The sequence below is a fragment of the Marinobacter segnicrescens genome, assembly GCF_900111555.1.
GTDB lineage: Bacteria > Pseudomonadota > Gammaproteobacteria > Pseudomonadales > Oleiphilaceae > Marinobacter > Marinobacter segnicrescens.
The window spans coordinates 70,427-94,568 of the sequence record NZ_FOHZ01000015.1; the positions used below are offsets into that span (position 1 = coordinate 70,427).

Genomic DNA, 24,142 nt, shown 5'->3' on the forward strand with positions numbered 1-24,142 from the left:
ATAAGACCAATACACGTTGCTGAACGCAAAAAACCAGCGGGCCAATATGGCCCGCTGGATACTGTCAGCGTCGATTATACGCTAAAACGTCAGTGTACGTCTTTCCAGTACTCGCGATTGAGCAGGTACGCGAAGATGAAGAACACTGCGACGAAGATCAGGACGAGGATACCCAGACGCTCCCGCTCTACCTTGACCGGGTCACCCATATAAGAAAGGAAGTTGGTCAGGTCGTACATGGCCTGGTTGAACTCGCCTGGCTCCATGGAGCCCTCGATAGCCCAGTCATCACAGATGTCTGTGCCGCGCACGTTGCCACTGAGCGGGTCAACACTGGGATTGGTTCCAATCTTCGGGGGCACGGCGCAAAGACCCTGCTGCGCAACCATAACATGGGGCATACCCACATTATCGAACACAGCATTGTTCACACCGAGCGGGCGAGAATCATCCTTGTAGAAAGCCCGGAAGTAGGAATACAACCAGTCTTCACCACGAACCCGGGACACCAGGGTGAGGTCGGGCGGCGCATTACCAAACCAGCTTGCCGCCTGATCCTTGTCCATGCCGATTTCCATCAGCTCGCCAATCTTGGCGCCAGTAAAGATCAGGTTTTCCTCGAACAGTTCAGCAGGTATCTCCAGATCGTCGGAAACACGCTTGTAGCGAGCGTATTCCATAGAGTGGCAACCTGCACAGTAGTTCATGAAGGTCGCCGCACCACGCTGCAGGGAAGCCTTGTTGGTGTGATCCGCCTCCATGGTATCCAGTGGTACGCCCGGGGCGGCTGCCAGCGCCAGGGCTGGCAGGACTGTCATGAAAAGACCCAGAATCAGCTTTTTCATCCTGTCACCCTCTCTGGTACTGGCTTGGTTTTTTCCATGCGTGTGTAGAACGGCATGAGAATGAAATACAGGAAGTAGAACGTGGTCAGGATCTGAGCCACCATGGTGCGCCCCTCGGTAGCCGGCACGATACCCAGGTAACCGAGGATGACGAAGCTCACCGCGAAGATTGCCAGGGCAATCTTGCTCAGCCAGCCCTTGTACCGGATTGAACGAACCGGACTGCGATCAAGCCAGGGCAGCACGAACAGGATGGCAATGGCAGCACCCATGACCACAACGCCCCAGAACTTCGCGTCAAGACCGAACAGGTCTACAGTTACCGCTCGCAACATGGCGTAGAAAGGCGTGAAGTACCATACCGGCGCAATGTGATTTGGCGTCTTCAACGGGTTGGCCGGCTCAAAGTTCGGCTTCTCGAGGAACAGACCGCCCATCTCAGGGAAGAAGAACAACACCAGGAAGAACACGAAGAAGAACACTGCCACGCCAAGCAGGTCGTGCACGGTGTAGTACGGATGGAACGGGATACCATCTTTCGGGATGCCGTTTTCGTCCTTGTTCTTTTTGATATCGATACCGTCGGGGTTGTTTGAGCCCACTTCGTGCAGGGCCAGGATGTGCAGCACAACCAGGCCAAGCAGCACGATAGGCAGGGCCACCACGTGCAGGGCAAAGAAACGGTTCAGGGTAATACCGGAGATCAGGTAGTCACCACGAATCCACAGGGAGAGATCATCACCGATCACCGGAATGGCGCCAAACAGGTTAACGATAACCTGGGCACCCCAGTAGGACATTTGCCCCCAGGGCAGCAGGTAGCCCATGAAGGCTTCAGCCATCAGCACCAGGTAGATCAGCATACCGAAGATCCAGATGAGCTCACGGGGCTTCTGGTAAGAGCCGTACATCAGCCCCCGGAACATATGGAGATAGACCACGACGAAGAAGGCCGATGCCCCGGTAGAGTGCAGATAACGCAGGAGCCAACCCCACTCCACATCACGCATGATGTACTCGACGGAGGCAAAGGCACCTTCCGATGAGGGGTTATAGCTCATGGTGAGCCAGATACCGGTAACCAGCTGGTTCACCAGGACCAGCATGGCCAGGGAGCCAAAGAAGTACCAGACGTTGAAGTTTTTCGGCGCGTAGTACTTCGCCAGGTGCTTATTCCACGCGTCAACGATTGGCAGACGCTCATCAACCCAGTTAATCAGCTTGTTCATTACGCAGCCCCCTCAGGATCCAGACCGACGGTCAGGGTGTTTTCGTCGTCAAACCGGTGGGGCGGTATTTCCAGGTTGGTCGGAGCCGGCTGGTTGGGGTATACCCGACCGGCCAGGTCATACCGTGAGCCGTGACAGGCACAGTAGTAACCGCCAAGCCAGTTTTCACCCAGATCGGCCGGAGCCACTTCCGGACGAAACTGGGGTGAACAACCCAGGTGAGTGCAGATACCGATCAGCACCGCATAGTTTTCGTTGAGAGAGCGCAGCTCACCGGTCACGTACTCCGGCTGTACAGCATCCTCGGACAAGGGGTCCTTGACTCGATCGTTCATCTCCCGGATACGCTCAATCATTTCATCTGTGCGGCGGACAACCCACACCGGCTTACCCCGCCATTCTACGGTCATTTGCTGACCCGGCTCGAGCTTGCTGACATTGGCGGTGACCGGTGCGCCTGCCGCTTCCGCCTTGGCACTGGGATTCCAGGATGCCACGAACGGAACAGCCGCACCGACGACGCCGATACCCCCAACAACCGAAGTCGCGCCGATCAGAAATCGGCGTCGGCCCTGGCTAACGTCGCCATTGTTCATTATGGTTTTCTCCCATCAGGCAATGCTGTGACCAGCCCTGAAGGCCGCGCACACATTGAAAAAGGACTTCACAACCCAAAATTATAAGCGCACAAATGGTAATGAAATTACCGGCTTCTTACAAGCCGCGAACCCGCCCACAGGCAACAAAGCCGCCATCGGGCGTGACCTGAATCAAAACCTTGCAGACAATAAAAAACCCGGCACATGGCCGGGTTTTTGTACGCTCTCCGGAGTCCGGATTAACGCTTGGAGTACTGCGGACGCTTACGCGCCTTGCGCAGACCCACTTTCTTACGCTCAACCTGGCGCGCGTCACGGGTGACGTAGCCAGCCTTGCGAAGGGCCGGACGCAGGGTTTCGTCGTAGTCCATCAGCGCACGGGTCAGACCGTGACGGATTGCGCCCGCCTGACCACTGGTGCCACCGCCAGCGACGGTGATCTTGATGTCGAAACGATCGGTAGACTCAGCCACTACCAGCGGCTGACGAACGATCATACGCAGGGTCTCACGACCGAAGAACTGCTCGATCGTGCGCCCGTTGATGGTGATGTTACCGCTTCCCGGCTGGATAAAGACGCGAGCCGTGGAATTCTTGCGGCGACCAGTACCGTAATTTTGTGTTACAGACATATCCGCCTTCCGTTAAATGTCGAGTTCTTTGGGCTGCTGGGCTGCATGGGGATGCTCAGCACCGGCATAGACTTTCAGCTTCTTGAACATGGCGCGACCGAGGGGACCCTTCGGCAACATACCCTTCACAGACTTCTGGATGATCTGCTCAGGGGCCTTGTCAATCAGCTTCTCGAAGTTGATGGACTTGATACCACCGGGAAAGCCGGTATGGCTGTAGTACATCTTGGCACTGGCCTTTTTGCCGGTCACCCGGACCTGGCCTGCATTAATGACTACGATGTAGTCGCCAGTGTCGACGTGAGGGGTGTACTCAGGCTTATGCTTGCCCCGCAGACGACGGGCGATCTCGGTTGACAGACGACCCAGCGTCTTGCCGGCTGCGTCTACAACGTACCAGTCACGTGTTACGGTTTCTGGTTTCGCACTCAGAGTCTTCATTGAATCCGCCTTGAACGCTACAAAAAAATAAACGTTTAAAAACCCGCACGCCAGCGCTGTGGGAAGAGCACCAGACCGGGTTTTATACCTGTTGGCCGGCCAACCAGTTCGGTTACCGGCTCGGGACAATGCCGTTCGGGGCTGAGACGACATTATCACCATGAAAAGCCAGGGCGCGGAGTATATATTAACCAACCAGCCATGCCAAGCCTTTCACTGACCCGATTCCAGGTCTGGCCAGCCATACAGGCACGCCACGTTTCGCGCCAGCTGCCGGGCGAGGACCTCTTCCTCTTGCTTTTTCAGTGCTGCCAGCACTGTCAGTACTTGCCGAAGGTTTGCCGGCTCATTCTCGCCTTTTGCCACCCCGGCAGGGGGCATATCCGGCGCATCGGTCTCCAGCACCAAGGCTTCGATGGGCAGCCGCGATATGGCATCCCGCGTCTTGAGAGCCCGGTCATAGGTGATGACACCACCAATCCCCAGGAAGCACCCCAGGTCCACCAGCGTCTTTCCCTGCTGGTAGCTGCCCGAGAACCCGTGAACCAGGACCGGTACGTCAGGCGACCTGCGCCGAAGCACCGCAGCAACCTCATCGTGGGTTCGCACAGAATGGATGACGAGCGGCAGGCCTAGCGAGTCCGCCAGCTCAACCTGCGCCTCGAACCAGGGCATCTGGGCGCCCAGGTCACCGTGGAGACGGTCAAGCCCGCACTCACCCAGCCCGACGCAGCGGTCATCCGCATTGCGCAACGCTGATTCCAGGTCATCAAGGGCTGTATCGCCGTGCTCTCCAACGAACCATGGATGTATACCCAGGCAGTACCACCAGTCGTTACACTCCGAAGCGAGCTCCTGCACCCGGGACCAGTCCCGCTGCCGCACCCCTGGAATGACCAGGCGCGAAACCCCGGCCTGCCGGGCCCTTTGCCAGAACTCATCCCTCCGACACTCAAAGGCCTGAAAGTCGAAATGGCAATGGGCGTCAACCAGCTGCATGAATCCTCCGCAAACCTGGCGACCGGTCAGTGCTCCCGGGTCTTGTGGAACTGAACATCCGGGTAACGCTCCTGCGCCAGCTGCAGATTCACCATGGTAGGTGCAATATAAGCCAGCCGGTCAGCGCCATCCAGGGCCAGGTTGTCGTTGGCCTTGCGCTGGAACTCATCCAGCTTGCGCGGGTCGTCGCTGGTCACCCAGCGGGCGGTCGCCACATTGATGGGCTCATAGATGGCGTCCACCTTGTACTCACTCTTCAGGCGACTGACCACCACATCGAACTGCAGCACACCGACCGCGCCCACGATAAGGTCATTGTTGCGCATGGGCCGGAACAGCTGCACAGCCCCCTCTTCCGAGAGCTGGATCAGCCCCTTCTGCAGCTGCTTGGTCTTAAGCGGGTCTTTCAGGCGAATGCGACGGAAGAGCTCCGGGGCAAAGTTGGGAATACCGGTGAACTTCATATTTTCGCCGGAGGTAAAGGTATCCCCCAACTGAATCGTGCCATGGTTATGCAGGCCGATGATGTCACCGGCAAAGGCTTCATCGGCATGCTCCCGATCACCGGCCATAAAGGTCAGTGCATCAGAGAATCGCACCTCTTTGCCAATACGGACATGTCGGGCCTTCATGCCCTGCTGGTATCGGCCGGAAACAATGCGCAGGAAGGCCACCCGGTCCCGGTGCTGGGGATCCATGTTCGCCTGGATCTTGAACACGAAGCCCGAAAAGTTATCCTCCGCCGGCTCCACCGTTCTGACATCGGTCTCCCGGGGCAAGGGTGACGGCGCCCACTCCACAAGCCCGTCCAGCATATGATCCACACCGAAGTTGCCCAGGGCCGTACCGAAGAAGACCGGGGTCAGCTCGCCGGCCATGAACAGGTCATGGTCGAACTCGTGGGAAGCGCCCTTTACCAGCTCGATCTCGTCCCGCAGGTCGTCGGCGTAGTTGCCGATAGCCTCATCCAGCTCGGGATTGTCCAGCCCGGAGATGACCCTCTTCTCCTGTATGGTATGGCCCTGGCCGGTCTGGTAAAGGATAACCTCATCCCGCGACAAGTGGTAAACCCCCTTGAAGCTCTTGCCCATACCAATCGGCCAGGTAATGGGTGCACAGGCGATCTTGAGGACATCCTCTACCTCATCCATGAGCTCCACCGGATCACGGGTATCCCGGTCCAGCTTGTTCATGAACGTCAGAATGGGTGTGTCCCGCAGGCGGGTGACTTCCATCAGCTTGATGGTCCGCTCCTCAACACCCTTGGCTGCATCGATCACCATCAGGCAGGAGTCGACCGCCGTCAGAGTGCGGTAGGTATCTTCCGAGAAATCCTCGTGACCCGGAGTATCCAGCAGATTCACCAGGCGACCGCCGTAGGGAAACTGCATAACGGAGGTGGTCACCGAAATACCGCGCTCCTTTTCCATCTCCATCCAGTCAGACTTGGCATGCTGACCGGATTTCTTGCCCTTGACGGTCCCTGCCTTCTGGATCGCCTGACCGAACAGCAGCACCTTCTCGGTGATGGTGGTTTTACCGGCATCCGGGTGCGAGATAATGGCAAAGGTGCGCCTGTTGGACACTTCGCTGGCAATTTTACTGTCGGACATAGCCTCACGCCTGGTTGGTCTGAAGATCCGGAGGGACGTCATGCGGGTGACGCCCCGCCTGGGTCAGTGGTGAAAAGCTGCGCATTTTCGCTGATCAGGCAGCAGGATACAAACGATTCAGCTGGTCGGATCCGCCGGCCCGGCGAGCCCCAGGGCCATGACGATCGCATCTTCCCGCCCGGCACCGTCCGGGTAATAACCCGGCCGCTCCCCGACAACGACAAAGCCCTCGCTCTGGTATAGTCGCCTGGCGCTCCGATTGCCGACACGGACCTCCAGCACCATACGCTGCAACCCCTGACAGGCAGATTCAGCCAGCAGAACACGCAACAACTGGCGCGCATACCCCCGGCCGCGGCTTGCAGGACGAACGCAAAGGTTCAGCAGATGAGCCTCATCAAACAGGGTTGCCTGCACGGCATAGGCCTCCAGACGACCCGCCTGTTCAATGCCGAGAAGCGAGTAGCCAGACCGGAAAGTGTCCCGGAACACCCCCTCACTCCAGGGATGGGAGTACCCCTGGTGCTCGATATCAAGAATCGCAGGCAGGTCTCCCTGAGTCAGTTCCCGAACCACCACTTCCAGATAGCGGTCGCTGACTGAGCACATGCCACTCATCACAGGGCCTCGGCTTGCCGAAGCGCCTGCCACAACTGTCGCTTGCTATCAGGCTCTGACGAAAGGGCGGCCAGGCTTCTCGGAAAAGATACGGCAGCATCGCCCAAAGGGGCTACCAGCAAACGCAAGAGCCTCGTCGCCTCAGGCGACAGATCCTCCGGCTCGATACCCAGCCAGAGTTGCCTTGTCGTCGCAAATCCCTGCACCATGGACGCGAGCACCTCTGCAGCCCCTGCTGCATCATTGCCTGGTACCTCCGGATTATTGAACACCGGCCAGCGCAAGGTCTCGGTACGCAGGACAGAGTCCCCCAGGGCTCGCAGAACGTTTTCTGCCAGCCGGTCTTCCAGGCCACGGCTCGCTTCGTCCGGGGTGCTGCTGATGAGCAGCCACCGGCTTCCGCACCAAAAACGCCAGCGCAGCTTCACGGGCATCCCGGCGAGTACATCATTCACAGGGGTGGTTTCGGGGGCGCCGGCATCGGCTGCATCCTTTCCAGCCGGCGCATCCGCAACGTCAGCAGCTACCGGCAGCACAGCATCAGCGCTGCCACTTGCACCCTGTTCCTGCCTGGCAGGGGAGCGGTATGCGGTCCCACCCTTTTGCTCCCCGGCCAGCAAGCCTTGCAGCTGTGCCAGTCCCCGCCGGGAAACTCCGGGAGGCGATGAAGCAGATGCAGGAGCGTCCGGCATGGGCTCCGGGTTATTGGCCTGGCTTTCCTCCTGACCGGGCTCGCGAAAATCAAAGTCCGGACTGGGGGCCGCCCCTGGCAATGGCGCCCTCGCGTACCAGGCTCGGACGCCAGCTACCCCCAGCGCAAACTGTCGAAGCGCTTCATTCATGAATAGCAGCTCCCCACCCGGCTGCGGAGTTCGTGCCGGGCACTGACAAGTCGGGGATGGGCGTCGGCCATGACAAGCTCCTGAAACGGTTACCGGCATCGGTCTGCCGAAAAACCCTTTGGCGAAACCCGCATTATAACAGCGCAGCACCCCTGAGGTTAGCCCGAAACACCGGAACACGCCCCTCGCAATCAAACACGCCAATAACCCTATATCTGGAACTTTTTGTATCAGAAAACTTCTGAGCAAACTTTCGCCAAGCAGGAAATCGAATATTTTTTTCTTTTACCCCATATGTTTATAGATCTCGCTTTAAGAGCATCCGGGCATAACTCCACACAATCTACGACTAAAAGCGATACATAAATCAATTTCTCAGTTCTTGACGAGTGTCAATTAGTGCCTATACTGATACCACACTTCGCCTGGCGACAGGCCACAAGAACAACGGAGTTAACCATGTCCCAAGACAGCATCCTCCTCGCCGTCGAGCAAGGGGTCGCCACCATAACGCTTAACCGTCCCCAGAGCCTGAACAGCTTCAACGCCGACATGCACGAAGCCCTGCGCTCAGCCCTCGAGAAGGTTCGCCAGGATGACACCATTCGCGTGCTGGTGCTGACCGGTGCAGGCCGGGGTTTCTGTGCCGGACAGGATCTGGGCGACCGCAACGTTGCTCCGGGAGAGGCAGCGCCGGACCTCGGTTACTCCATCGAGACCTGGTACAACCCGCTGATCCGCGCCCTCCGGGATCTGCCGGTGCCGGTGATCTGCGCTGTTAACGGCGTTGCGGCAGGCGCTGGTGCAAACATTGCACTGAGCTGCGACATCGTCCTGGCCGCCCGCTCTGCCAGCTTCGTACAGGCCTTCTGCAAACTCGGACTGGTTCCGGACTCCGGCGGCACCTGGATTCTGCCCCGCCTGGCTGGCATGGCCCGCGCCAAGGGCATGGCCCTGCTGGGTGACAAGGTCAAGGCGGAACAGGCCGAAGCCTGGGGCCTGATCTGGCGCTGTGTGGATGACGAGGCCCTGACAGAGGAAACCCGCAAGATGGCCGAGCACTTTGCCACCCAGCCCACGGCCGGCCTGGCACTGATCAAGCAGGCGCTGAATGCCAGCACGACCAACACCTGGGACGAGCAACTGGACCTGGAGCGGGACCTGCAGCGTCAGGCAGGCCGGAGCGAAGACTACCGGGAAGGTGTCTCGGCTTTCATGGAAAAGCGACAGCCGCAGTTCAAGGGCCGCTAATCCAAAGCGCGCGTACAGGGCAATAAGACACCACCACTACTGACTCACGGGGAGCCAAGAACAATGACCCAACCCGACCCCCAGACCCTCGCTGAACAGTGCGCCGAAGCCATGTTCAGCCGCGACCAGGCCAGCCAACACCTGGGCATGGCGATCAAGACTATCGGCCCTGGCACCGCCACCCTGACCATGACGGTAGACGAGCGCATGATCCAGGGCCATGGCAATTGCCACGGGGGCTACCTGTTCACCCTCGCCGATTCAGCCTTCGCCTTCGCCTGCAATACCTACGACAAGGCCACCGTGGCTGCCGGATGCAGCATTGAATACATGGCCGCCGGGCAACTCGGCGACACCCTGACCGCAACCGCCACCGAGCGAGCGCGGGGGCGTCGCACCGGCGTTTATGACATCGAAATCACTAACCAGGATGGCAGGACCGTCGCACTGTTCCGCGGCAAGTCCTATCAGGTCCAGGGCAGCGTTCGCGAACAGGGCGAACCGCAATAACAACGACCAAGTGGACCGCAACCTACCAACAAGTCCAAACCGGGAATAGCATCATGACCTTACCCATGCAGAAAATCGGTCCCCTCGACCCCCTGGAAACCGCCAGCGTTGACGAATTGCGCCATGAACAGCTGCAACGCCTGCGGTGGAGCATCAACCACGCCTATACCAACGTACCTTTCTACCGGGAAGCGTTTGACAAGATCGGCCTCAAGCCGATGGACATCAACTCCCTGGAGGACCTGGCCAAGGTTCCGTTCACCATGAAGAACGACCTGCGGGACAACTACCCGTTCGGCATGTTCGCCACCCCCATGGAGCAGATTGTCCGGGTCCACGCCTCCAGCGGCACCACCGGCAAGCCGACAGTGGTGGGCTACACCCAGAAAGACATCGACACCTGGGCCAGTGTGGTGGCCCGCTCCATCCGCGCCGGCGGCGGCCATGCAGGCGACAAGGTTCACGTGGCCTACGGCTACGGCCTGTTTACCGGCGGCCTGGGCGCCCACTACGGCGCCGAAAAGCTCGGCTGCACCGTGATCCCAATGTCCGGCGGCCAGACCGAAAAGCAGGTTCAGCTGCTCAAGGACTTCCAGCCCGACATCATCATGGTGACGCCGTCCTATATGTTGAACCTGGCTGATGAAATCGAGCGCCAGGGCATCAACCCCCACGACCTGCCCCTGCGCCTTGGCATTTTCGGGGCTGAGCCGTGGACCAATGCCATGCGGGTCGAGATTGAAGAACGCCTGGGCATCGACGCCCTGGATATCTATGGCCTGTCCGAAGTCATGGGGCCCGGCGTTGGAATGGAGTGCATCGAAACGAAGGACGGCCCCACCATCTGGGAAGACCACTTCTACCCGGAAATCATCAACCCGGAAACCGGTGAAGTCCTGGCCGACGGCGAATATGGCGAGCTGGTGTTCACCACCCTTACCAAGGAAGGCCTGCCGATCCTGCGCTACCGCACCCGCGACCTGACCCGCCTGCTGCCGGGCACTGCCCGCCCCATGCGCCGTATTGACAAGATTACCGGCCGCAGCGACGACATGCTGATCATCCGCGGCGTAAACGTGTTCCCCAGCCAGATCGAGGAACAGATCCTGCGAGTCCAGGAACTGTCACCCCACTATGAGATCGAGGTCTACAAGGACGGCAACCTGGACTGCATGGACATTCGATGTGAGCTCAAGCCCGAGCACGGCAGCGCCGATGACGGCGAGCGGGAAAAGTACGCCAAAACCCTCGCCCACAACATCAAGTCGTTCATCGGCATCAGCACCCGCATTACGATCACCGAGCCGAACCGCCTTGCCCGCTCCGAAGGCAAGGCAAAGCGGGTGTTTGACCGCCGGAAGTAATCAGAACGTAACGAGTCATCGTGTAGAGCAGACCTCCTGTTGCTCTGACCTTGCCCCGTCTTTACGGGGCTTTTTTTCTCCTTAAGGCGTCACTTCCTGAACACCGGAACTCCTCCTGCGTATCAGAAGTGACCAATCGAGACGAATACCCAAAAATCTCGATAAAACGTCGCAGTAGAGCCATTCGAATTGATCATTATCTGGTTATGACGAGATGATCTTAAAGAAAACGTGATACAGAAATGATCCGCTTGATATTTCACAAGGTATCATAAATAATTATCCAAACGTCCAGCAGGTCTTGTGGGCCGAAAAGATTCAGGTGCGCACCAGGGGTGTGGCACCCGCCCGGGAACAAGAACCTATTTACCGGAACCGGAGGTACACCATGTACGCACAGCTCGTTGAAACCGGCGCCAAGCGCGTCAAGTCCCTCGAGGAGATGTCCCCAGAGGAGCGCGAGTTCCAGCTCAAGATCGACGCGGAAACCAAGATCGAAGCCAAGAACTGGATGCCGGAGGGGTACCGCAAGACCCTGATCCGCCAGATCTCCCAGCACGCCCACTCGGAAGTGGTCGGCATGCTGCCGGAAGGCAACTGGGTCACCCGCGCCCCAACCCTCAAGCGCAAGCTCCAGCTGATGGCCAAGATCCAGGACGAGGCAGGCCACGGCCTTTATCTTTACAGCGCCATGGAAACCCTGGGTGCGGATCGTGACGAAGAAATCGACAAGCTGCACGAAGGCAAGGTGAAGTACTCGTCCATCTTCAACTACCCGACCCTGAACTGGGCTGACATGGGCACCGTCGGCTGGCTGGTGGATGGCGCTGCCATCGTCAACCAGGTGGTACTGCAGCGTACCTCCTACGGCCCCTACTCCCGCGCCATGATCCGGATCTGTAAGGAAGAAAGCTTCCACCAGCGCCAGGGTTACCAGATCCTGCTGGACCTGATGCGCGAAGGCACCGAGGAGCAGAAGCAGATGGTGCAGGATTCCATCAACCGCTTCTGGTGGCCGTCACTGATGATGTTCGGTCCTTCTGACGACCAGTCCCCGAATTCCCAGCAATCCATGGCCTGGAAGATCAAGCGCAAGAGCAACGACGAACTGCGCCAGATGTTTATTGACCAGACGGTTCCCCAGCTCGAATTCCTGGGCTGCACCGCGCCGGACCCGGACCTGAAGTGGAACGAAGAACGTGGCCACTACGACTTCGGCGAAATCGACTGGCAAGAATTCTACGACGTGCTCAAGGGCAACGGTCCCTGCAACAAGGAGCGCATCGAAACACGCAAGAACGCCATCGACGGTGGCGCCTGGGTACGTGAGGCCGCCAGGGCCTACGCCGAGAAACAGCAACAAAAACAGCAGAACGCTGCCTGAGAGGAGATGAATTATGGCTGACTGGCCCCTTTACGAAGTCTTTGTACGCAGCAAGCACGGCCTCAACCACAAGCATGTAGGCAGCGTCCACGCCGCTGATGCGGAAATGGCCATGGAAAACGCCCGCGACCTGTATACCCGTCGCAGCGAAGGCGTATCCATCTGGGTGGTGCCGTCCTCCGCGATTACCGCGTCTTCCCCGGACGAGAAGGAAATCCTGTTCGATCCGTCCGATGACAAGGTTTACCGCCACGCATCCTTCTACAAGCTGCCCGACGAAGTCGGCCACATGTAAGGGAGACCGGCATGAGCAAGGCAATGACACAGCAAGAGGCACTGCAGGAATACCTGCTGCGCCTGGCAGACTCCGACATGATCCTTGGCCAGCGCCTGTGCGAACTGTGCGGCAAGGCTCCGGCGCTGGAAGAAGAGATGGCGCTGATGAACGTCGCCCTCGACCTGGTGGGCCAGGCCCGCAACTGGTACGAGTATGCAGCGGAGCTGATCGATGATGGCCGCAGCGCAGATGACCTGGCATTCCGCCGCGATGCCCATGACTACCGCAACGCACTGATGGTGGAACAGCCCAATGGCGACTATGCCGTCACCATGGGGCGTCAGTTCTTCTTCGATGCCTGGCACTACTTTACCCTGGCTTCCCTGGTAAAAGCGCCGGATGAGCGTATTGCCAGCATCGCCGCCAAGGCCGCCAAGGAGGTTCAGTATCACCTGCGCCGCTCTTCCGAATGGGTCAAGCGCTTCGGTGACGGCACAGAGGAAAGTCATCAGCGTATGCAAACCGCAGTGGATGACCTGTGGCGGTTCACCGGCGAGATGATCGAAGCCGATGACGTTGAACAGACCCTGTTCAAGGCCGGCATCGGCCCGAACCCCGAACAGCTGGCTGCTGACTGGAAGGGCCTGGTGAACGAAGTATTGACCGAGGCCACCCTGACACCGCCGCCGGAAGATGCCTGGATGTACCGGGGCGCCAAGGTGGGTCACCACACCGAGCACCTCGGCTATATCCTTGCCGAGATGCAATTCCTGCAAAGGGCCTATCCGGATGCCAAGACCTGGTAAACCCGAACCGCGCTCCCTGCTGGAAGACCAGCCGGTGATCGCCAGTGACCGCATTCCCGCCCGTGACCGCAGCAAGCCGGTCACCGAGGCGGACATCTGGGCCCTGCTGGACGAAGTGAAGGATCCGGAAGTACCTGCGGTCAGCGTGGTGGAGCTGGGCATGGTCCGGCGGATCGCCGAGGAAGACGGCGAGTGGGTGGTGGATGTGACCCCCACCTACTCCGGCTGCCCGGCCACCGAGATGATCGAGGATTCCATCAAGGAGGCCCTGCAACTGGCAGGCATCCGCAACGGACGGATCCGCCGGGTACTGACCCCGGCCTGGACCACTGACTGGATCACCGAGGCAGGCCGACGCAAGTTGCAGGAATTCGGCATCGCCCCGCCGGTGGGCAGCTCCAGCAAGCTGACCCTCAAGGGTGTGGACGAAGCAATCGCCTGCCCCCATTGCGGCAGCACCCACACCGAACGGGTCAGCGAGTTTGGCTCCACCGCCTGTAAGGCTCTGTATCGATGCCTCGATTGCCGGGAGCCCTTTGATTACTTCAAATGTATCTAGAGCAGAACAATTATGAACAAGTTCTACCCTCTCACCATTCGCGAAGTCCGGCCCGAAACCCGGGACGCCGTGTCCCTGAGCTTTGACCTGCCGGAAGACCTGAAAGAAACCTTCAGTTACCACCAGGGCCAGCACCTGGTGCTGCGGACAACACTGGACGGCGAGGAAGTCCGCCGCTCCTACTCTATCTGTACCGGGGTCAAGGACCAGGAACTGCGCATCGCCGTCAAGAAGGTCCCTGGCGGCCGCTTCTCTACCGTGGCCAACGAGCAACTCAAGCCCGGTCAGACCCTGGAGGTCATGCCGCCCCAGGGCCATTTCTATGTGGAACTCGACCCCGCCCGTGAAGGCGACTACCTGGCCGTAGCAGCGGGTAGCGGTATCACACCGATCCTGTCCATTGTGAAAACCACACTGGAAGCAGAGCCGAAGAGCAAGGTCACCCTGTTCTACGGTAACCGGTCAACCGCCAGCACCATGTTCCGGGAGCAACTGGAAGACCTGAAAAACCGCTTTATGGGCCGGTTCAACCTGGTCTTCCTGTTCAGCCGTGAAGAGCAGGACATTGATCTTTACAACGGTCGCATCGACTCCGACAAGTGCGATGCCCTGTTCGACCACTGGCTGAATGCCGAAAAGCTGACCGCAGCCTTTATCTGCGGCCCGCAGATCATGACAGAGACCGTCCGCGACTCACTGCAGCGCCACGGACTTGCGAAGGACAAGATCCACTACGAGCTGTTTACCCCCGCCGGTGGTGGCAAGGCCCCGCGCAAGGACCGGGCGGAGACCAAGGTTGACCCGCAGGCGGTGAGTGAGGTCACAGTGCGGGCCGACGGCCGCGCCCTGACCTTCGACCTGACCCGCAACACGGAAAGCATCCTGGATGCCGGCAACGAAATGGGCGCTGACCTGCCCTTTTCCTGCAAGGCCGGTGTCTGCTCCACGTGCAAGGCCAAGGTCGTGGAAGGGGAAGTGGAAATGGACGCCAACTTCGCACTGGAAGACTACGAAGTCGAGGCAGGCTACGTGCTCTCCTGCCAGTGCTATCCGGTCAGTGACAAGGTCGTACTCGACTTTGACGAAGTGTAAGAAACGTTTGGAGACATCCCAGAGCCGGCGCCCGCGCCGGCTTTGCTTATCCTGAAACGCATTCCGATAACAATGTCAGCTACAAAGTATTCCGGGAGAACGCCAATGTCAGTCCTACAGAGTTACATTGCGGGCCAGTGGTTCGGCAAAACCGCCGCAAAGGCCCTGCCAAGCGCCGTTAACGGCGAAACCGTGGCCCACACCCACGAGGAAACCATCAACTTCGGTGAGGTAGTCGACTACGCTCGCAACACCGGTGTGAAAAGCCTGCTGGTACTGGATTTCCAGCAGCGCGCCGCCATCCTCAAGGAACTGGCCATCTATATCCAGGGTCGTAAGGATGAGCTCTACGCCATTTCCCATCACAGCGGGTGCACCAAGGCCGACTCCTGGATCGACATCGACGGTGGTTTCGGCACCCTGTTCACCTACGCCTCCACCGGTCGCAAGGAACTGCCCTCCGGCAACGTGGCCCATGAAGGCCCGGTCAACCAGCTGGGCAAGAACAACCACTTCAATGGCACCCACATCCTGGTGCCCCGCCGTGGTGTCTCTGTCCACATCAATGCCTTCAACTTCCCCATCTGGGGCATGCTGGAGAAATTCGCGCCGGCATTCCTGGCGGGAATGCCCTGCATCTTCAAGCCGGCGACCGCCACCAGCTACCTCACTGAAGCAGCTGTACGCCTCATCAATGACTCCGGCCTCCTACCGGAAGGCGCCCTGCAGCTGATCATCGGCGGCACCGGTGACCTGCTGGATCGCCTGGAGGAACAGGACTTCGTCACCTTCACCGGCTCTGCGAGCACCGCCCTGAAGCTGAAGAGCCACCCCAACATTATGGCGAAGAGCATACCCTTCAATGCGGAGGCGGACTCCCTCAACAGCGCCATTATGGCCCCGGACGTGACGCCGGACGACGAGGAGTTCGAGATCTTCGCCAAGGAAGTGGTAAAGGAAATGACCGCCAAGGCCGGCCAGAAATGTACCGCTATACGCCGGGTACTGGTGCCGGCCGAGCACCTGGACGCCCTGGCTGAACGCATCAAGGAAAGACTGGGCAAGATCACCTTCGGCAACCCTGCCGCAGAAGGTGTGCGCATGGGCGCCCTGGCCTCCCAGGATCAGCTACGGGACGTCAACGACGCCATCGATCGCCTGCTGGAGTCCAGCGAGTGCGTCTATGGCAAGACCGAAGGCCTGAAACCCGTCGGTGACGGTGTGGACAACGGCGCCTTTATCGCCCCCCACTTGCTGATTAACCGTAATCCGCTGAACGACGGTGGCGCCCACGACATCGAAGCGTTTGGCCCGGTCGCCACCCTGATGCCTTACAACGGCATCGAAGAGGCTCTGACCATTGCTGCCAAGGGCAAGGGCAGCCTGGTAACCACCCTGACCACCAAGGACCCGGCCATCGCCGCAGAAATGATTCCGGTACTGGCCGCCCAGCACGGCCGCCTCCAGATCCTGGACGCAGAAGCCTCCAAGGAGTCCACCGGCCATGGCTCCCCGCTGCCCATGCTCAAGCACGGCGGTCCCGGCCGCGCCGGTGGTGGTGAAGAACTTGGCGGCATCCGCGCTGTACACCACTACCTGCAGCGCACTGCCATTCAGGGCTCACCCACGATGGTGGCAGCGGTGACCCGCGAATACGTCCGTGGCGCCAAGGTCATCGAAAACGACATCCACCCGTTCCGTCGCCACTTCGACGACCTGCAGGTGGGCGAGTCCCTGCTGACCCACCGCCGCACCGTGACCGAAGCGGACATCGTCAACTTCGGCTGCCTCTCCGGCGACCACTTCTACATGCACTTTGACGAAATCGCCGCGAAGGAAACCCAGTTCGGCCGGCGTATCGCCCACGGCTACTTCGTCCTGTCTGCCGCCGCCGGCCTTTTCGTCTACCCGGGCGAAGGCCCCGTACTGGCCAACTACGGTCTGGACACCCTGCGGTTCATCACCCCCGTAGGCGCCGGCGACACCATCCGCGCCCGCCTGACCTGCAAGCGCAAGATCGACCAGGGCCGCACCTCTCCCGAGGGTCACCCCCAGGGCGTGGTCATGTGGGACGTGGAAGTGACCAACCAGAATGACGAGCTGGTGGCCAGCTATGACATTCTGACGTTGGTGGCCAAGAAGCAGTAAGTTTGGGGTTGGGGAGTTAACCGCTCCCCCCTCTCTGTGCAACCTGCAGACGAAAAAGCCGGACTGGCGAAATACCAGTCCGGCTTTTTTATGAGGACATCACCCAGAGTCAGAAGGACAGGGACCGGGTAGGTCTTTCCGGGACCCTCAAAAAGAGGGACCTTTTTGAGGAGCCTACATGGATGTATTTACGGCGTGTCCCGGAAAGACCTACTCGGGCACTGGCCCTGCACCCAATCAACAGGGCCACGGTACCCAGGGAAATCACATCCCGAGATAGGCCTCCCTGACCTTCTCGTTACTGAGCAACTCCCGCCCGGTACCCTCGAGCACCACCCGGCCAGTCTCCAGCACATACCCACGATCGGCCAGTGCCAAAGCCTGCGACGCATTCTGCTCAACCAGGAACACCGTAATGCCCTCCTCCTTGAGTTCCCGGATAATCCCGAAAATCTCCTCCACAATCAGCGGAGCCAGCCCCATGGAAGGCTCATCCAGCAGCAACAGCCGCGGCTTCGCCATCAATGCCCGGCCGATCGCCAGCATCTGCTGCTGACCACCAGAAAGCTCGCCAGCCAGATTGTCCCGCTTCTGCTCCAGGATCGGAAACTTGCCATAGACCTTCTGCAGATCCCGCTCCACCTCAGCACCCTGCTTGCGCGTATAGGCACCCAGGCGGAGATTGTCGTGGACACTCAGATCCTTGAACACCTGACGCCCCTCCGGCACCTGGACAATACCGTTGGAAACCCGCTTGTCCACTGGCATGCGGTTCAGGTCCTGGCCCTCGAACGTCATCTTCCCGCTGTCGAGGGGCTGCAGCCCGGAAATGGCCATCAGCAGGGTAGACTTGCCCGCACCATTGGCACCGACCAGTGACACGATCTCACCGGAATGGATCTTCAGGTCGATCTCATGCAACACCTCGATCTGACCGTAGGAAGACACCAGCCCCTGAATGTTCAGCATCTCCTTGCCGGTTTCGGGACGACTGGTGGGGTGGGACAGCCCCAGCCCACCAAAGCGCTCGGGCGTATAACTGACGATCTGGTGCCGCAGCTCGCGGAACTCCTCCCGGACACGGTCGCCGAACAACGGATCGTTCTGCTGATCCCGCGCCTCGGCAATTTCGGTCCAGTCCGCTTCGCTCAGCACCTCCTTGGCCCGGGGAATTACTACCCCCTCTTCCTTCTTGATGTGCTTGCGCAGCGCCTGGGTGAACCGGCTCAACGCATGGCTGAAGGCTTCCCGGCCATTGGGCCAGCCACGGACGCAGGTCGCCAGGAGCTCGCGAAGTTCGTTAATCTTCTCGTGGCCTACGACATAGCCGCGTTCCAGCTTGTCCAGCAATGGACCACTTTCCGACGATTTTTCACGAAGCTTCTTGTACAGCACGATCTCCGTGGGCTGGCTATGCACCCGGTTCGAGAAGTGCTGTATGTAATCAAATATGGTATTGAACAACACCTCATCCGGGCGCTGATCATTCACGTTCATGTCCTGCTGAAGCTGCTCCAGAAGATCGATAACGCGCCACAAACCCTGATGCTCGCGGATAATGATTCCCACGGCCTGTTCGCTGCGCGACCGGGCAGGCGTCGTGGTCTGATTCTGTTCATTCATGATACTTGCCCTTTCACTCAGCCACCCAGGTAGGCAGCGATGACATCTGGATTGTTGCGGATTTCCTCGGGGGTGCCCTCAGCCAGTTTGCGGCCGTAGTTGATCACCAGCAGACGGTCAGAGATACCCATCACCAGTTTCATGTCGTGCTCTACCAGCATGACCGTCACCCCCTGCTCCGCCACCTTGCGGATCAGCTCTTCCAGCTCCGCCGTTTCGGTGCCGTTAAGACCGGCGGCCGGCTCGTCGAGCAGCAGGATCTTAGGGTCCGCTGCCAGGGCCCGGGCAATCTCGAGACGCTTGAGCGCGCCGTAAGACATGGCAGAGGCTTCCGTGTTGATATACTCGCCGCAACCCACAAACGCCATCAGCTCCTTTGACCGCTCACGGCAGGCCTTTTCCTCACGCAGCAGTGAGGGAAGCCGGAACATGGACGTGAACAGATTGGAGCGGATCTTCAGGTGGCGCCCCAGCATCACGTTCTCCAGCGCCGTCATATTCATGCAGATCTGCATCTGCTGGAAAGTGCGACACATGCCCCGTTCCGCCAGGCGGTTGGGGTCCATACCGACCACGCTCTCACCGTTCAGCGTAATCTCGCCCCGGGTGGGCGTGTAGAAGCCGGTAATCAGGTTAAACAGGGTCGTCTTGCCAGCACCGTTCGGCCCGATCACCGAATAGATCTGCCCCTGCTCCACCGAGAATTCCAGGCCCTCAATGGCATGGACGCCACCAAACTCCTTGTCGAGGCCTTTGACATCGATCATGACCGTCATGCCTTACCTCCCGACGACTTCCCGAGCTTATTGCGAATGGCGTTCATAGCCGTGGGGTAAAAGCCCTTCGGCATAAAAATCATGGTGGCCATCAGAATGAAACCAAAGATTGCCGTCTCATATTCCTGGAAACCGGCCAGGAACTGGGGCAACAGCTTGAGTACCACGGCACCCAGAATGACACCCATGGGGGAGGCCATGCCGCCCAGCACCACCATGGTGATCAGTACAATGGAGTAATCGAAGCCTGCGATGGCGGGGGTGATAAAACCGGTGAAGTGAGCAAACACACTGCCCATGATACTCGCGTAAACCGCCGAGATAACGAATACCATGCTCTTGTAACGTGCGGTATCCACCCCCACGGTACGGGCGGCGATCTCGGACCCGTGGATGGAACGCAAAGCCCGCCCCAGCGGGGAGTCGATCAGGTTCTGGGCAATAATCACCGCCACCAGCAACAGCACACCCGCTACCAGGTACCAGGCTACGTGGCCCGGGATCTCCAGCCCCAGAAGGGAGTAAAGCCCAAAGGTACTCAACTCCCAGCCAAAGAGACTGAACGGGGGCACCACCATGCCGTCAGGGCCACCGGTCAACTGGCTTTCGTTATTGATGATAATCGCAATGATAAACCCCACAGCGAGCGTCGCCATGGACAGGTAGTGGCCCTTCAGCTTCAGTATCGGGCGCCCCACGACCCAGGCGACCAGTCCTACCACTGCGGCGGCCACTATCAGGGCCAATAACGGGGGCCAGTTGTAGGCCGAGGTAGCCACCGCACTGAAGTACGCGCCCATGCCATAGAAACCGGCGTGACCGAGGCTGATTTGGCCGGCATAGCCGACCAGCAAGTTCAGGCCCACCACGGTTGCGGCAATGATCAGAATCTGGGTCGCAAGATCAAAGTAGAACGGGTTCTCCATCAGGAGAGGGATCACAAACACGATGATGGCGAGAACCAGCACATAATTCATCCGCCATTCAAGAAAACGATCAAACATTACACACGCTCCACGGTTCGGCCGCCGAACAGACCACGGGGCATGAAAAACAGGACCAGCAGGATCATGGAAAACGCCACGGCATCCTTGTATTCGGACGAGATGTAACCGGCCGTCATGGCCTCGACCACACCCAGCAGGATGCCACCGACCACAGCCCCGAGGCCGCTTCCCAGTCCACCCATGGCGGCCGCAACGAAGCCCTTGAGCGCAAGCAGGATACCGATGTCATAGGCGGTGAATGTAATCGGCGCCACAGTAACCCCGGCAACGGAACCCAGCAGCGCCGACAAGCCAAAGGCCAGCATCAGCACCATCTGCGTCTTCACACCGACCAGTTGGGCAGCAAGTTTGTTCATGGATGTACCAAGAATGGCCCGGCCAATCAGGGTTCGGGTAAAGAACAGAATCAGCGCGATAACGAGTACCGCACCAATGCCCAGCACCCAAAGGCTCTGGGAGTTCAGTACCGCACCGCCAAGGCGGATCGGCTCGTCACCACTGAAAGGCGGAACGACGTGATAGTCCTTGCCCCACACAACCTGGGCAATGCCCCGGATGAATATCGAGGCGCCAATGGTGATGATGATCAGGGTGACCACGTCTGCGTTCTTTGCCGGTGCTATCGCCAGGCGCTGCAATGCAATACCCACCAGGCATGCCAGCAGCACCGCAAGGATGATGGCGAAAAACATGGGAATACCCAGGCCCATAAACGCCACGGTGCCCATACCACCAATCATCAGAAATTCACCCTGGGCGAAGTTGATCACATGACTGGCGTTGTAAATGATGGTGAAACCCAGCGCCACTAATGCATAGGTAGCCCCGATCGTAATACCTGTGAACAGGTACTGAAGAAATTCTGAGAACATAGGAAGGTACCGTCAGAAACCCCCGGCCCATCCATCACCGGGCCGGGGGCAGAGGTTTGGTCAGGTTATTACTCGACCAGCATCCAGTCGCCGTCCTTGACTTCCAGGATGCGGAACGATTCCGGAGTCAGACCGTTGTGGTCGTCCGGTGCCATGTTGAAGATACCGGTCACGCCAACGTAGCCGAGGATATTCTCCAGCTCATCACGTACCGCTGCCTTGTCGGTGCTGCCGGCAGCCTCGATGGCCTGGACCGCGAGCATCAATCCGTCATAGGCATAGCCACCGAAGGTGGAGACCCGGGTGCCCCAGTGATCCCGGTACTCCTGGGCGTAGGACTGGACAACCTCTCTCTGGGGATCGTCATCCGGCAGGGAACTCGGGATCAGGATCGGAGAGGCCGGCAGGCGTAGCCCTTCTGCAGCGTCACCAGCCAGATCGAGAAACGCATCTGAGGCGACACCGTGGGACTGGTAGAAGGGCAGGTTAATGTCGAGGGCGGCATAGTTCTTGGTGACAATAGCCGGCCCCTGACCAAAACCGAAGTTCAGTATCGCATCAACACCGTCGGTATTCCGGATATTGGTAAGCTGAGCAGTCATGTCGGAATCTGACGGACCGTAGGTCTCATCGGCAACCACCTCAATCCCATACTCACTGGCAACCGCCAGGGTCTGCTGGCGACCGGAGGCACCAAAGCCACCGGTACCGGAGATCAGACCAATCTTGTCAAAACCACGACGACGCATATCCCACAGGATGCGCTCCGCCGCCATACGGTCAGACTGGGGTACCTTGAAAACCCATTCCTTTACCGGGTCAACGATAGTGACGGCGCCTGCCAGGGAAATGAACGGGATACGCGCCTGTTCAACGAGCGGCACCGCAGCCATGGTCGCACCTGTGGTACTGCCACCGACGATGATATCAACACGATCAGAGCGAATCAGGCGCCCGGCGAAGTTACGGGCATTGGATGCATTACCGACATCGTCGTAGTGGATCAACTCCAATGGGCGTCCCAACACACCGCCTTCTTCGTTGATCTTTTCCACGTACATTTCCAGGGTTTTCAGTTCCGGATCGCCAAGGAATGAGGCAGGGCCGGTAACGGAAAGGAAAGAGCCGATCTTGATAGGTTCGGCAGCCTGTGCGGACACAAGCAGACTGGTTGCCAGCGTAGCCGCCAACACACCAGCACGACGCAAGAGGCTTTTCTTGGCCATTGTTATTCTCCCAGGTTCTGGAGCACAGAGTGCCCTCGTTGTTTTTGTTACCTAACGGAAAGCGTTTTATAGGTTTATGATTCACTTTCCAGCACAAAAAGTCCCAGAGGTGTTCAGGAATCATGCCTCCCTACTTGGTGAACCACCGCAACCAGTAAGCATGCTGATGACTACGGCGCTCTACATTCCTGACACATATCAAGACTTACAATCAACGCTATTGTATCGTATTCTTCCTGTCAACCGCTTTGGCCAAACGTCGACACTGCGTTTTTGCTAAATGGTTGTTTTACCCGCAACCATTAGATAAGGATAATAAGCACCCGAATTTTCATAGTGTCCTTCAAGCGATCAACCAACCTATGCCTGCAAAAAAACAACTCGACCAGCTGGTCAGCCAGTTCCAGAAAAAGCGCCCGATCCGGGCAGGCTCACTGATCATTACCCTCTACGGCGACGCAATAGTCCCAAGGGGTGGCACCGTATGGCTGGGGAGCCTGGCAAAATTGCTGGAGCCTGTCGGCATCAACGAGCGCCTGGTCCGCACATCTGTCTATCGCCTGGTGAAGGAAAACTGGCTGCAGGCGGAGAAAATCGGCCGCTGTAGCTATTACAGCCTGACCGGGCCCGGCCTCCGCCGGTTCGAACAGGCCTTCAAACACGTCTATGAGATGTCCACCTGGGAATGGACCGGCAGCTGGACCCTGGTCTTGCTGACGCAGCTGGAAGCAGAGGCAAGGCGTCGCGTGCGGGAAGAGCTGAAATGGCTGAGTTTTGGCAGCATTGGCCAGGGCGTGATGATTCATCCGCGCATACAGCGGGAGGAACTTCTGCCATTGCTACAGGAATGGGAAGCTCTGGACGACACCATCGTGATGCAGACGCACCCGGTAGAGCCCCTGAGCTCCCGGGCCATGCGCCGGGAAGTGCGGGAAAGCTGGAACCTGGATGAATTGGGCGGGCGCTACCGGCGCTTCCTGGATCAATTCAGGCCCTTGTGGCAGGAGCTGAAGGACGAGGACACCCTTTCGCCAGAAGATTGCCTGATCGCCCGTACGCTGCTTATTCACGAATACCGGAAAATCCTGCTGCGTGACCCCCAGCTTCCGGACGCGCTGCTTCCCGGCGACTGGGAAGGCCGGAGTGCGAGGCAGCTCTGTCGCAACCTGTACCGGCAAATCTACGAGAGAGCCGAGGAGTGGCTGGACCAGACCCTGGAGAACGCCTCAGGGCCATTGCCAGGTCCTAACGAGGGGTTCTATCGGCGGTTTGGGGGATTGCGGGATTGAGGTGGTACCGGTAATGAGTGACGAAGCCCTGGTGCTGGAAGGTGCCGGGGCTTTTTTGTGGCTGGCGTAGGGGTTCTTCAGGCCCTGCGAAGCAGGTCGATGCCTGCCTGTGGCAGGCTTGTCGTATGGGGCCGTTGTAG

24 protein-coding genes and 1 pseudogene are annotated in these 24,142 nt (G+C 59.0%); 10 read left to right on the plus strand and 15 right to left on the minus strand.

Going from position 1 to position 24,142, the window contains the following annotated elements:
* Nucleotides 1–89 precede the first annotated feature (89 nt).
* The 9 genes from BM036_RS14025 to BM036_RS14065 all read right to left on the minus strand — a co-directional run bounded on the left by BM036_RS14025 (nucleotide 90) and on the right by BM036_RS14065 (nucleotide 7,818).
* Nucleotides 90–845 (minus strand): cytochrome c1, encoded by a 756-nt coding sequence (locus tag BM036_RS14025; protein ID WP_091853403.1) that lies wholly within the window; start codon nucleotides 843–845, stop codon nucleotides 90–92.
* Nucleotides 842–2,074, minus strand: coding sequence for a cytochrome b (locus tag BM036_RS14030; RefSeq protein ID WP_091853405.1), 1,233 nt, complete (start codon nucleotides 2,072–2,074; stop codon nucleotides 842–844). The genes BM036_RS14025 and BM036_RS14030 overlap by 4 nt, the downstream gene beginning before the upstream one ends.
* On the minus strand, nucleotides 2,074–2,670 hold the full coding sequence (gene petA / locus BM036_RS14035; RefSeq protein WP_091853407.1) for a ubiquinol-cytochrome c reductase iron-sulfur subunit: 597 nt from the start codon (nucleotides 2,668–2,670) through the stop codon (nucleotides 2,074–2,076). Before petA ends, BM036_RS14030 begins: the two co-directional genes overlap by 1 nt.
* 242 nt (nucleotides 2,671–2,912) lie before the next feature.
* The gene (gene rpsI / locus BM036_RS14040) at nucleotides 2,913–3,305 is read right to left on the minus strand and encodes a 30S ribosomal protein S9 (protein WP_091853409.1); all 393 of its coding nucleotides are present in this window, start codon (nucleotides 3,303–3,305) and stop codon (nucleotides 2,913–2,915) included.
* A 12-nt stretch (nucleotides 3,306–3,317) separates the two neighbouring features.
* Complete coding sequence (rplM, locus tag BM036_RS14045) at nucleotides 3,318–3,746, minus strand: 50S ribosomal protein L13 (RefSeq protein ID WP_091853411.1); 429 nt, start codon at nucleotides 3,744–3,746, stop codon at nucleotides 3,318–3,320.
* A gap of 213 nt (nucleotides 3,747–3,959) precedes the next feature.
* Entirely contained in the window at nucleotides 3,960–4,745 is a 786-nt protein-coding gene (locus tag BM036_RS14050) for a TatD family hydrolase (protein WP_091853413.1), read from the minus strand.
* 26 nt (nucleotides 4,746–4,771) lie between these two features.
* Nucleotides 4,772–6,358, minus strand: coding sequence for a peptide chain release factor 3 (prfC, locus tag BM036_RS14055; protein ID WP_091853416.1), 1,587 nt, complete (start codon nucleotides 6,356–6,358; stop codon nucleotides 4,772–4,774).
* A 117-nt stretch (nucleotides 6,359–6,475) separates the two neighbouring features.
* A complete protein-coding gene (gene rimI, locus BM036_RS14060; RefSeq protein WP_091853418.1) occupies nucleotides 6,476–6,976 on the minus strand; it encodes a ribosomal protein S18-alanine N-acetyltransferase in 501 nt (166 codons plus the stop codon).
* Nucleotides 6,976–7,818, minus strand: a complete 843-nt coding sequence (locus tag BM036_RS14065; RefSeq protein WP_143066616.1) for a hypothetical protein — start codon at nucleotides 7,816–7,818, stop codon at nucleotides 6,976–6,978. The genes rimI and BM036_RS14065 overlap by 1 nt, the downstream gene beginning before the upstream one ends.
* Nucleotides 7,819–8,277: 459 nt before the next feature.
* On the opposite strand from BM036_RS14065, the gene paaG reads away from it, so the two are divergent.
* The 9 genes from paaG to paaZ all read left to right on the plus strand — a co-directional run bounded on the left by paaG (nucleotide 8,278) and on the right by paaZ (nucleotide 17,209).
* The gene (paaG, locus tag BM036_RS14070) at nucleotides 8,278–9,069 is read left to right on the plus strand and encodes a 2-(1,2-epoxy-1,2-dihydrophenyl)acetyl-CoA isomerase PaaG (RefSeq protein ID WP_091853423.1); all 792 of its coding nucleotides are present in this window, start codon (nucleotides 8,278–8,280) and stop codon (nucleotides 9,067–9,069) included.
* A 63-nt stretch (nucleotides 9,070–9,132) separates the two neighbouring features.
* Complete coding sequence (paaI, locus tag BM036_RS14075; protein WP_091853425.1) at nucleotides 9,133–9,579, plus strand: hydroxyphenylacetyl-CoA thioesterase PaaI; 447 nt, start codon at nucleotides 9,133–9,135, stop codon at nucleotides 9,577–9,579.
* A gap of 53 nt (nucleotides 9,580–9,632) precedes the next feature.
* On the plus strand, nucleotides 9,633–10,943 hold the full coding sequence (paaK, locus tag BM036_RS14080) for a phenylacetate--CoA ligase PaaK (RefSeq protein ID WP_091853427.1): 1,311 nt from the start codon (nucleotides 9,633–9,635) through the stop codon (nucleotides 10,941–10,943).
* Nucleotides 10,944–11,331: 388 nt separating this feature from the next.
* Entirely contained in the window at nucleotides 11,332–12,327 is a 996-nt protein-coding gene (paaA, locus tag BM036_RS14085; RefSeq protein WP_091853429.1) for a 1,2-phenylacetyl-CoA epoxidase subunit PaaA, read from the plus strand.
* Nucleotides 12,328–12,340: 13 nt separating this feature from the next.
* Nucleotides 12,341–12,622 carry a 1,2-phenylacetyl-CoA epoxidase subunit PaaB gene (gene paaB / locus BM036_RS14090; protein ID WP_091853431.1) on the plus strand — a complete coding sequence of 94 codons (282 nt, stop codon included), beginning with the start codon at nucleotides 12,341–12,343 and terminating at the stop codon, nucleotides 12,620–12,622.
* Nucleotides 12,623–12,645: 23 nt separating this feature from the next.
* Complete coding sequence (paaC, locus tag BM036_RS14095; protein ID WP_091853478.1) at nucleotides 12,646–13,410, plus strand: 1,2-phenylacetyl-CoA epoxidase subunit PaaC; 765 nt, start codon at nucleotides 12,646–12,648, stop codon at nucleotides 13,408–13,410.
* A 19-nt stretch (nucleotides 13,411–13,429) separates the two neighbouring features.
* On the plus strand, nucleotides 13,430–13,969 hold the full coding sequence (gene paaD, locus BM036_RS14100; RefSeq protein ID WP_413774419.1) for a 1,2-phenylacetyl-CoA epoxidase subunit PaaD: 540 nt from the start codon (nucleotides 13,430–13,432) through the stop codon (nucleotides 13,967–13,969).
* Nucleotides 13,970–13,981: 12 nt separating this feature from the next.
* Nucleotides 13,982–15,061, plus strand: coding sequence for a 1,2-phenylacetyl-CoA epoxidase subunit PaaE (paaE, locus tag BM036_RS14105; protein WP_091853435.1), 1,080 nt, complete (start codon nucleotides 13,982–13,984; stop codon nucleotides 15,059–15,061).
* A gap of 105 nt (nucleotides 15,062–15,166) precedes the next feature.
* The gene (gene paaZ / locus BM036_RS14110; protein WP_091853437.1) at nucleotides 15,167–17,209 is read left to right on the plus strand and encodes a phenylacetic acid degradation bifunctional protein PaaZ; all 2,043 of its coding nucleotides are present in this window, start codon (nucleotides 15,167–15,169) and stop codon (nucleotides 17,207–17,209) included.
* A 264-nt stretch (nucleotides 17,210–17,473) separates the two neighbouring features.
* Here the strand turns inward: paaZ and BM036_RS20325 are convergent, their stop codons facing one another.
* From BM036_RS20325 to BM036_RS14135, 6 genes and pseudogenes are all read right to left on the minus strand, one after another.
* Nucleotides 17,474–18,178 (minus strand): ABC transporter ATP-binding protein, encoded by a 705-nt coding sequence (locus BM036_RS20325; RefSeq protein ID WP_245742643.1) that lies wholly within the window; start codon nucleotides 18,176–18,178, stop codon nucleotides 17,474–17,476.
* A 204-nt stretch (nucleotides 18,179–18,382) separates the two neighbouring features.
* Nucleotides 18,383–18,832: pseudogene (locus tag BM036_RS20330) on the minus strand (hemerythrin domain-containing protein); the annotation flags it as partial.
* Between the two features lie 17 nt (nucleotides 18,833–18,849).
* Complete coding sequence (locus BM036_RS14120) at nucleotides 18,850–19,608, minus strand: ABC transporter ATP-binding protein (protein ID WP_091853441.1); 759 nt, start codon at nucleotides 19,606–19,608, stop codon at nucleotides 18,850–18,852.
* Entirely contained in the window at nucleotides 19,605–20,612 is a 1,008-nt protein-coding gene (locus BM036_RS14125) for a branched-chain amino acid ABC transporter permease (RefSeq protein WP_091853443.1), read from the minus strand. Before BM036_RS14125 ends, BM036_RS14120 begins: the two co-directional genes overlap by 4 nt.
* Entirely contained in the window at nucleotides 20,612–21,487 is an 876-nt protein-coding gene (locus BM036_RS14130) for a branched-chain amino acid ABC transporter permease (protein ID WP_091853445.1), read from the minus strand. Before BM036_RS14130 ends, BM036_RS14125 begins: the two co-directional genes overlap by 1 nt.
* A 68-nt stretch (nucleotides 21,488–21,555) precedes the next feature.
* Nucleotides 21,556–22,713, minus strand: a complete 1,158-nt coding sequence (locus tag BM036_RS14135) for an ABC transporter substrate-binding protein (RefSeq protein WP_091853447.1) — start codon at nucleotides 22,711–22,713, stop codon at nucleotides 21,556–21,558.
* Nucleotides 22,714–23,075: 362 nt separating this feature from the next.
* On the opposite strand from BM036_RS14135, the gene paaX reads away from it, so the two are divergent.
* On the plus strand, nucleotides 23,076–24,002 hold the full coding sequence (gene paaX / locus BM036_RS14140; RefSeq protein ID WP_091853449.1) for a phenylacetic acid degradation operon negative regulatory protein PaaX: 927 nt from the start codon (nucleotides 23,076–23,078) through the stop codon (nucleotides 24,000–24,002).
* Nucleotides 24,003–24,142 lie beyond the last annotated feature (140 nt).

Coding starts and splice junctions, on each gene's coding strand:
- BM036_RS14025 (WP_091853403.1), bottom strand. CDS start 845: ATGAAAAAGCTGATTCTGGGTCTTTTCATGACAGTCCTGCCAGCCCTG.
- BM036_RS20325 (WP_245742643.1), bottom strand. CDS start 18,178: ATGCTGAACATTCAGGGGCTGGTGTCTTCCTACGGTCAGATCGAGGTG.
- BM036_RS14130 (WP_091853445.1), bottom strand. CDS start 21,487: ATGTTCTCAGAATTTCTTCAGTACCTGTTCACAGGTATTACGATCGGG.
- BM036_RS14065 (WP_143066616.1), bottom strand. CDS start 7,818: ATGAATGAAGCGCTTCGACAGTTTGCGCTGGGGGTAGCTGGCGTCCGA.
- paaI (WP_091853425.1), top strand. CDS start 9,133: ATGACCCAACCCGACCCCCAGACCCTCGCTGAACAGTGCGCCGAAGCC.
- paaA (WP_091853429.1), top strand. CDS start 11,332: ATGTACGCACAGCTCGTTGAAACCGGCGCCAAGCGCGTCAAGTCCCTC.
- BM036_RS14030 (WP_091853405.1), bottom strand. CDS start 2,074: ATGAACAAGCTGATTAACTGGGTTGATGAGCGTCTGCCAATCGTTGAC.
- rimI (WP_091853418.1), bottom strand. CDS start 6,976: ATGAGTGGCATGTGCTCAGTCAGCGACCGCTATCTGGAAGTGGTGGTT.
- paaZ (WP_091853437.1), top strand. CDS start 15,167: ATGTCAGTCCTACAGAGTTACATTGCGGGCCAGTGGTTCGGCAAAACC.
- paaE (WP_091853435.1), top strand. CDS start 13,982: ATGAACAAGTTCTACCCTCTCACCATTCGCGAAGTCCGGCCCGAAACC.
- petA (WP_091853407.1), bottom strand. CDS start 2,670: ATGAACAATGGCGACGTTAGCCAGGGCCGACGCCGATTTCTGATCGGC.
- BM036_RS14135 (WP_091853447.1), bottom strand. CDS start 22,713: ATGGCCAAGAAAAGCCTCTTGCGTCGTGCTGGTGTGTTGGCGGCTACG.
- rplM (WP_091853411.1), bottom strand. CDS start 3,746: ATGAAGACTCTGAGTGCGAAACCAGAAACCGTAACACGTGACTGGTAC.
- paaB (WP_091853431.1), top strand. CDS start 12,341: ATGGCTGACTGGCCCCTTTACGAAGTCTTTGTACGCAGCAAGCACGGC.
- BM036_RS14050 (WP_091853413.1), bottom strand. CDS start 4,745: ATGCAGCTGGTTGACGCCCATTGCCATTTCGACTTTCAGGCCTTTGAG.
- BM036_RS14125 (WP_091853443.1), bottom strand. CDS start 20,612: ATGTTTGATCGTTTTCTTGAATGGCGGATGAATTATGTGCTGGTTCTC.
- prfC (WP_091853416.1), bottom strand. CDS start 6,358: ATGTCCGACAGTAAAATTGCCAGCGAAGTGTCCAACAGGCGCACCTTT.
- paaC (WP_091853478.1), top strand. CDS start 12,646: ATGACACAGCAAGAGGCACTGCAGGAATACCTGCTGCGCCTGGCAGAC.
- paaX (WP_091853449.1), top strand. CDS start 23,076: ATGCCTGCAAAAAAACAACTCGACCAGCTGGTCAGCCAGTTCCAGAAA.
- paaG (WP_091853423.1), top strand. CDS start 8,278: ATGTCCCAAGACAGCATCCTCCTCGCCGTCGAGCAAGGGGTCGCCACC.
- paaK (WP_091853427.1), top strand. CDS start 9,633: ATGACCTTACCCATGCAGAAAATCGGTCCCCTCGACCCCCTGGAAACC.
- BM036_RS14120 (WP_091853441.1), bottom strand. CDS start 19,608: ATGACGGTCATGATCGATGTCAAAGGCCTCGACAAGGAGTTTGGTGGC.
- rpsI (WP_091853409.1), bottom strand. CDS start 3,305: ATGTCTGTAACACAAAATTACGGTACTGGTCGCCGCAAGAATTCCACG.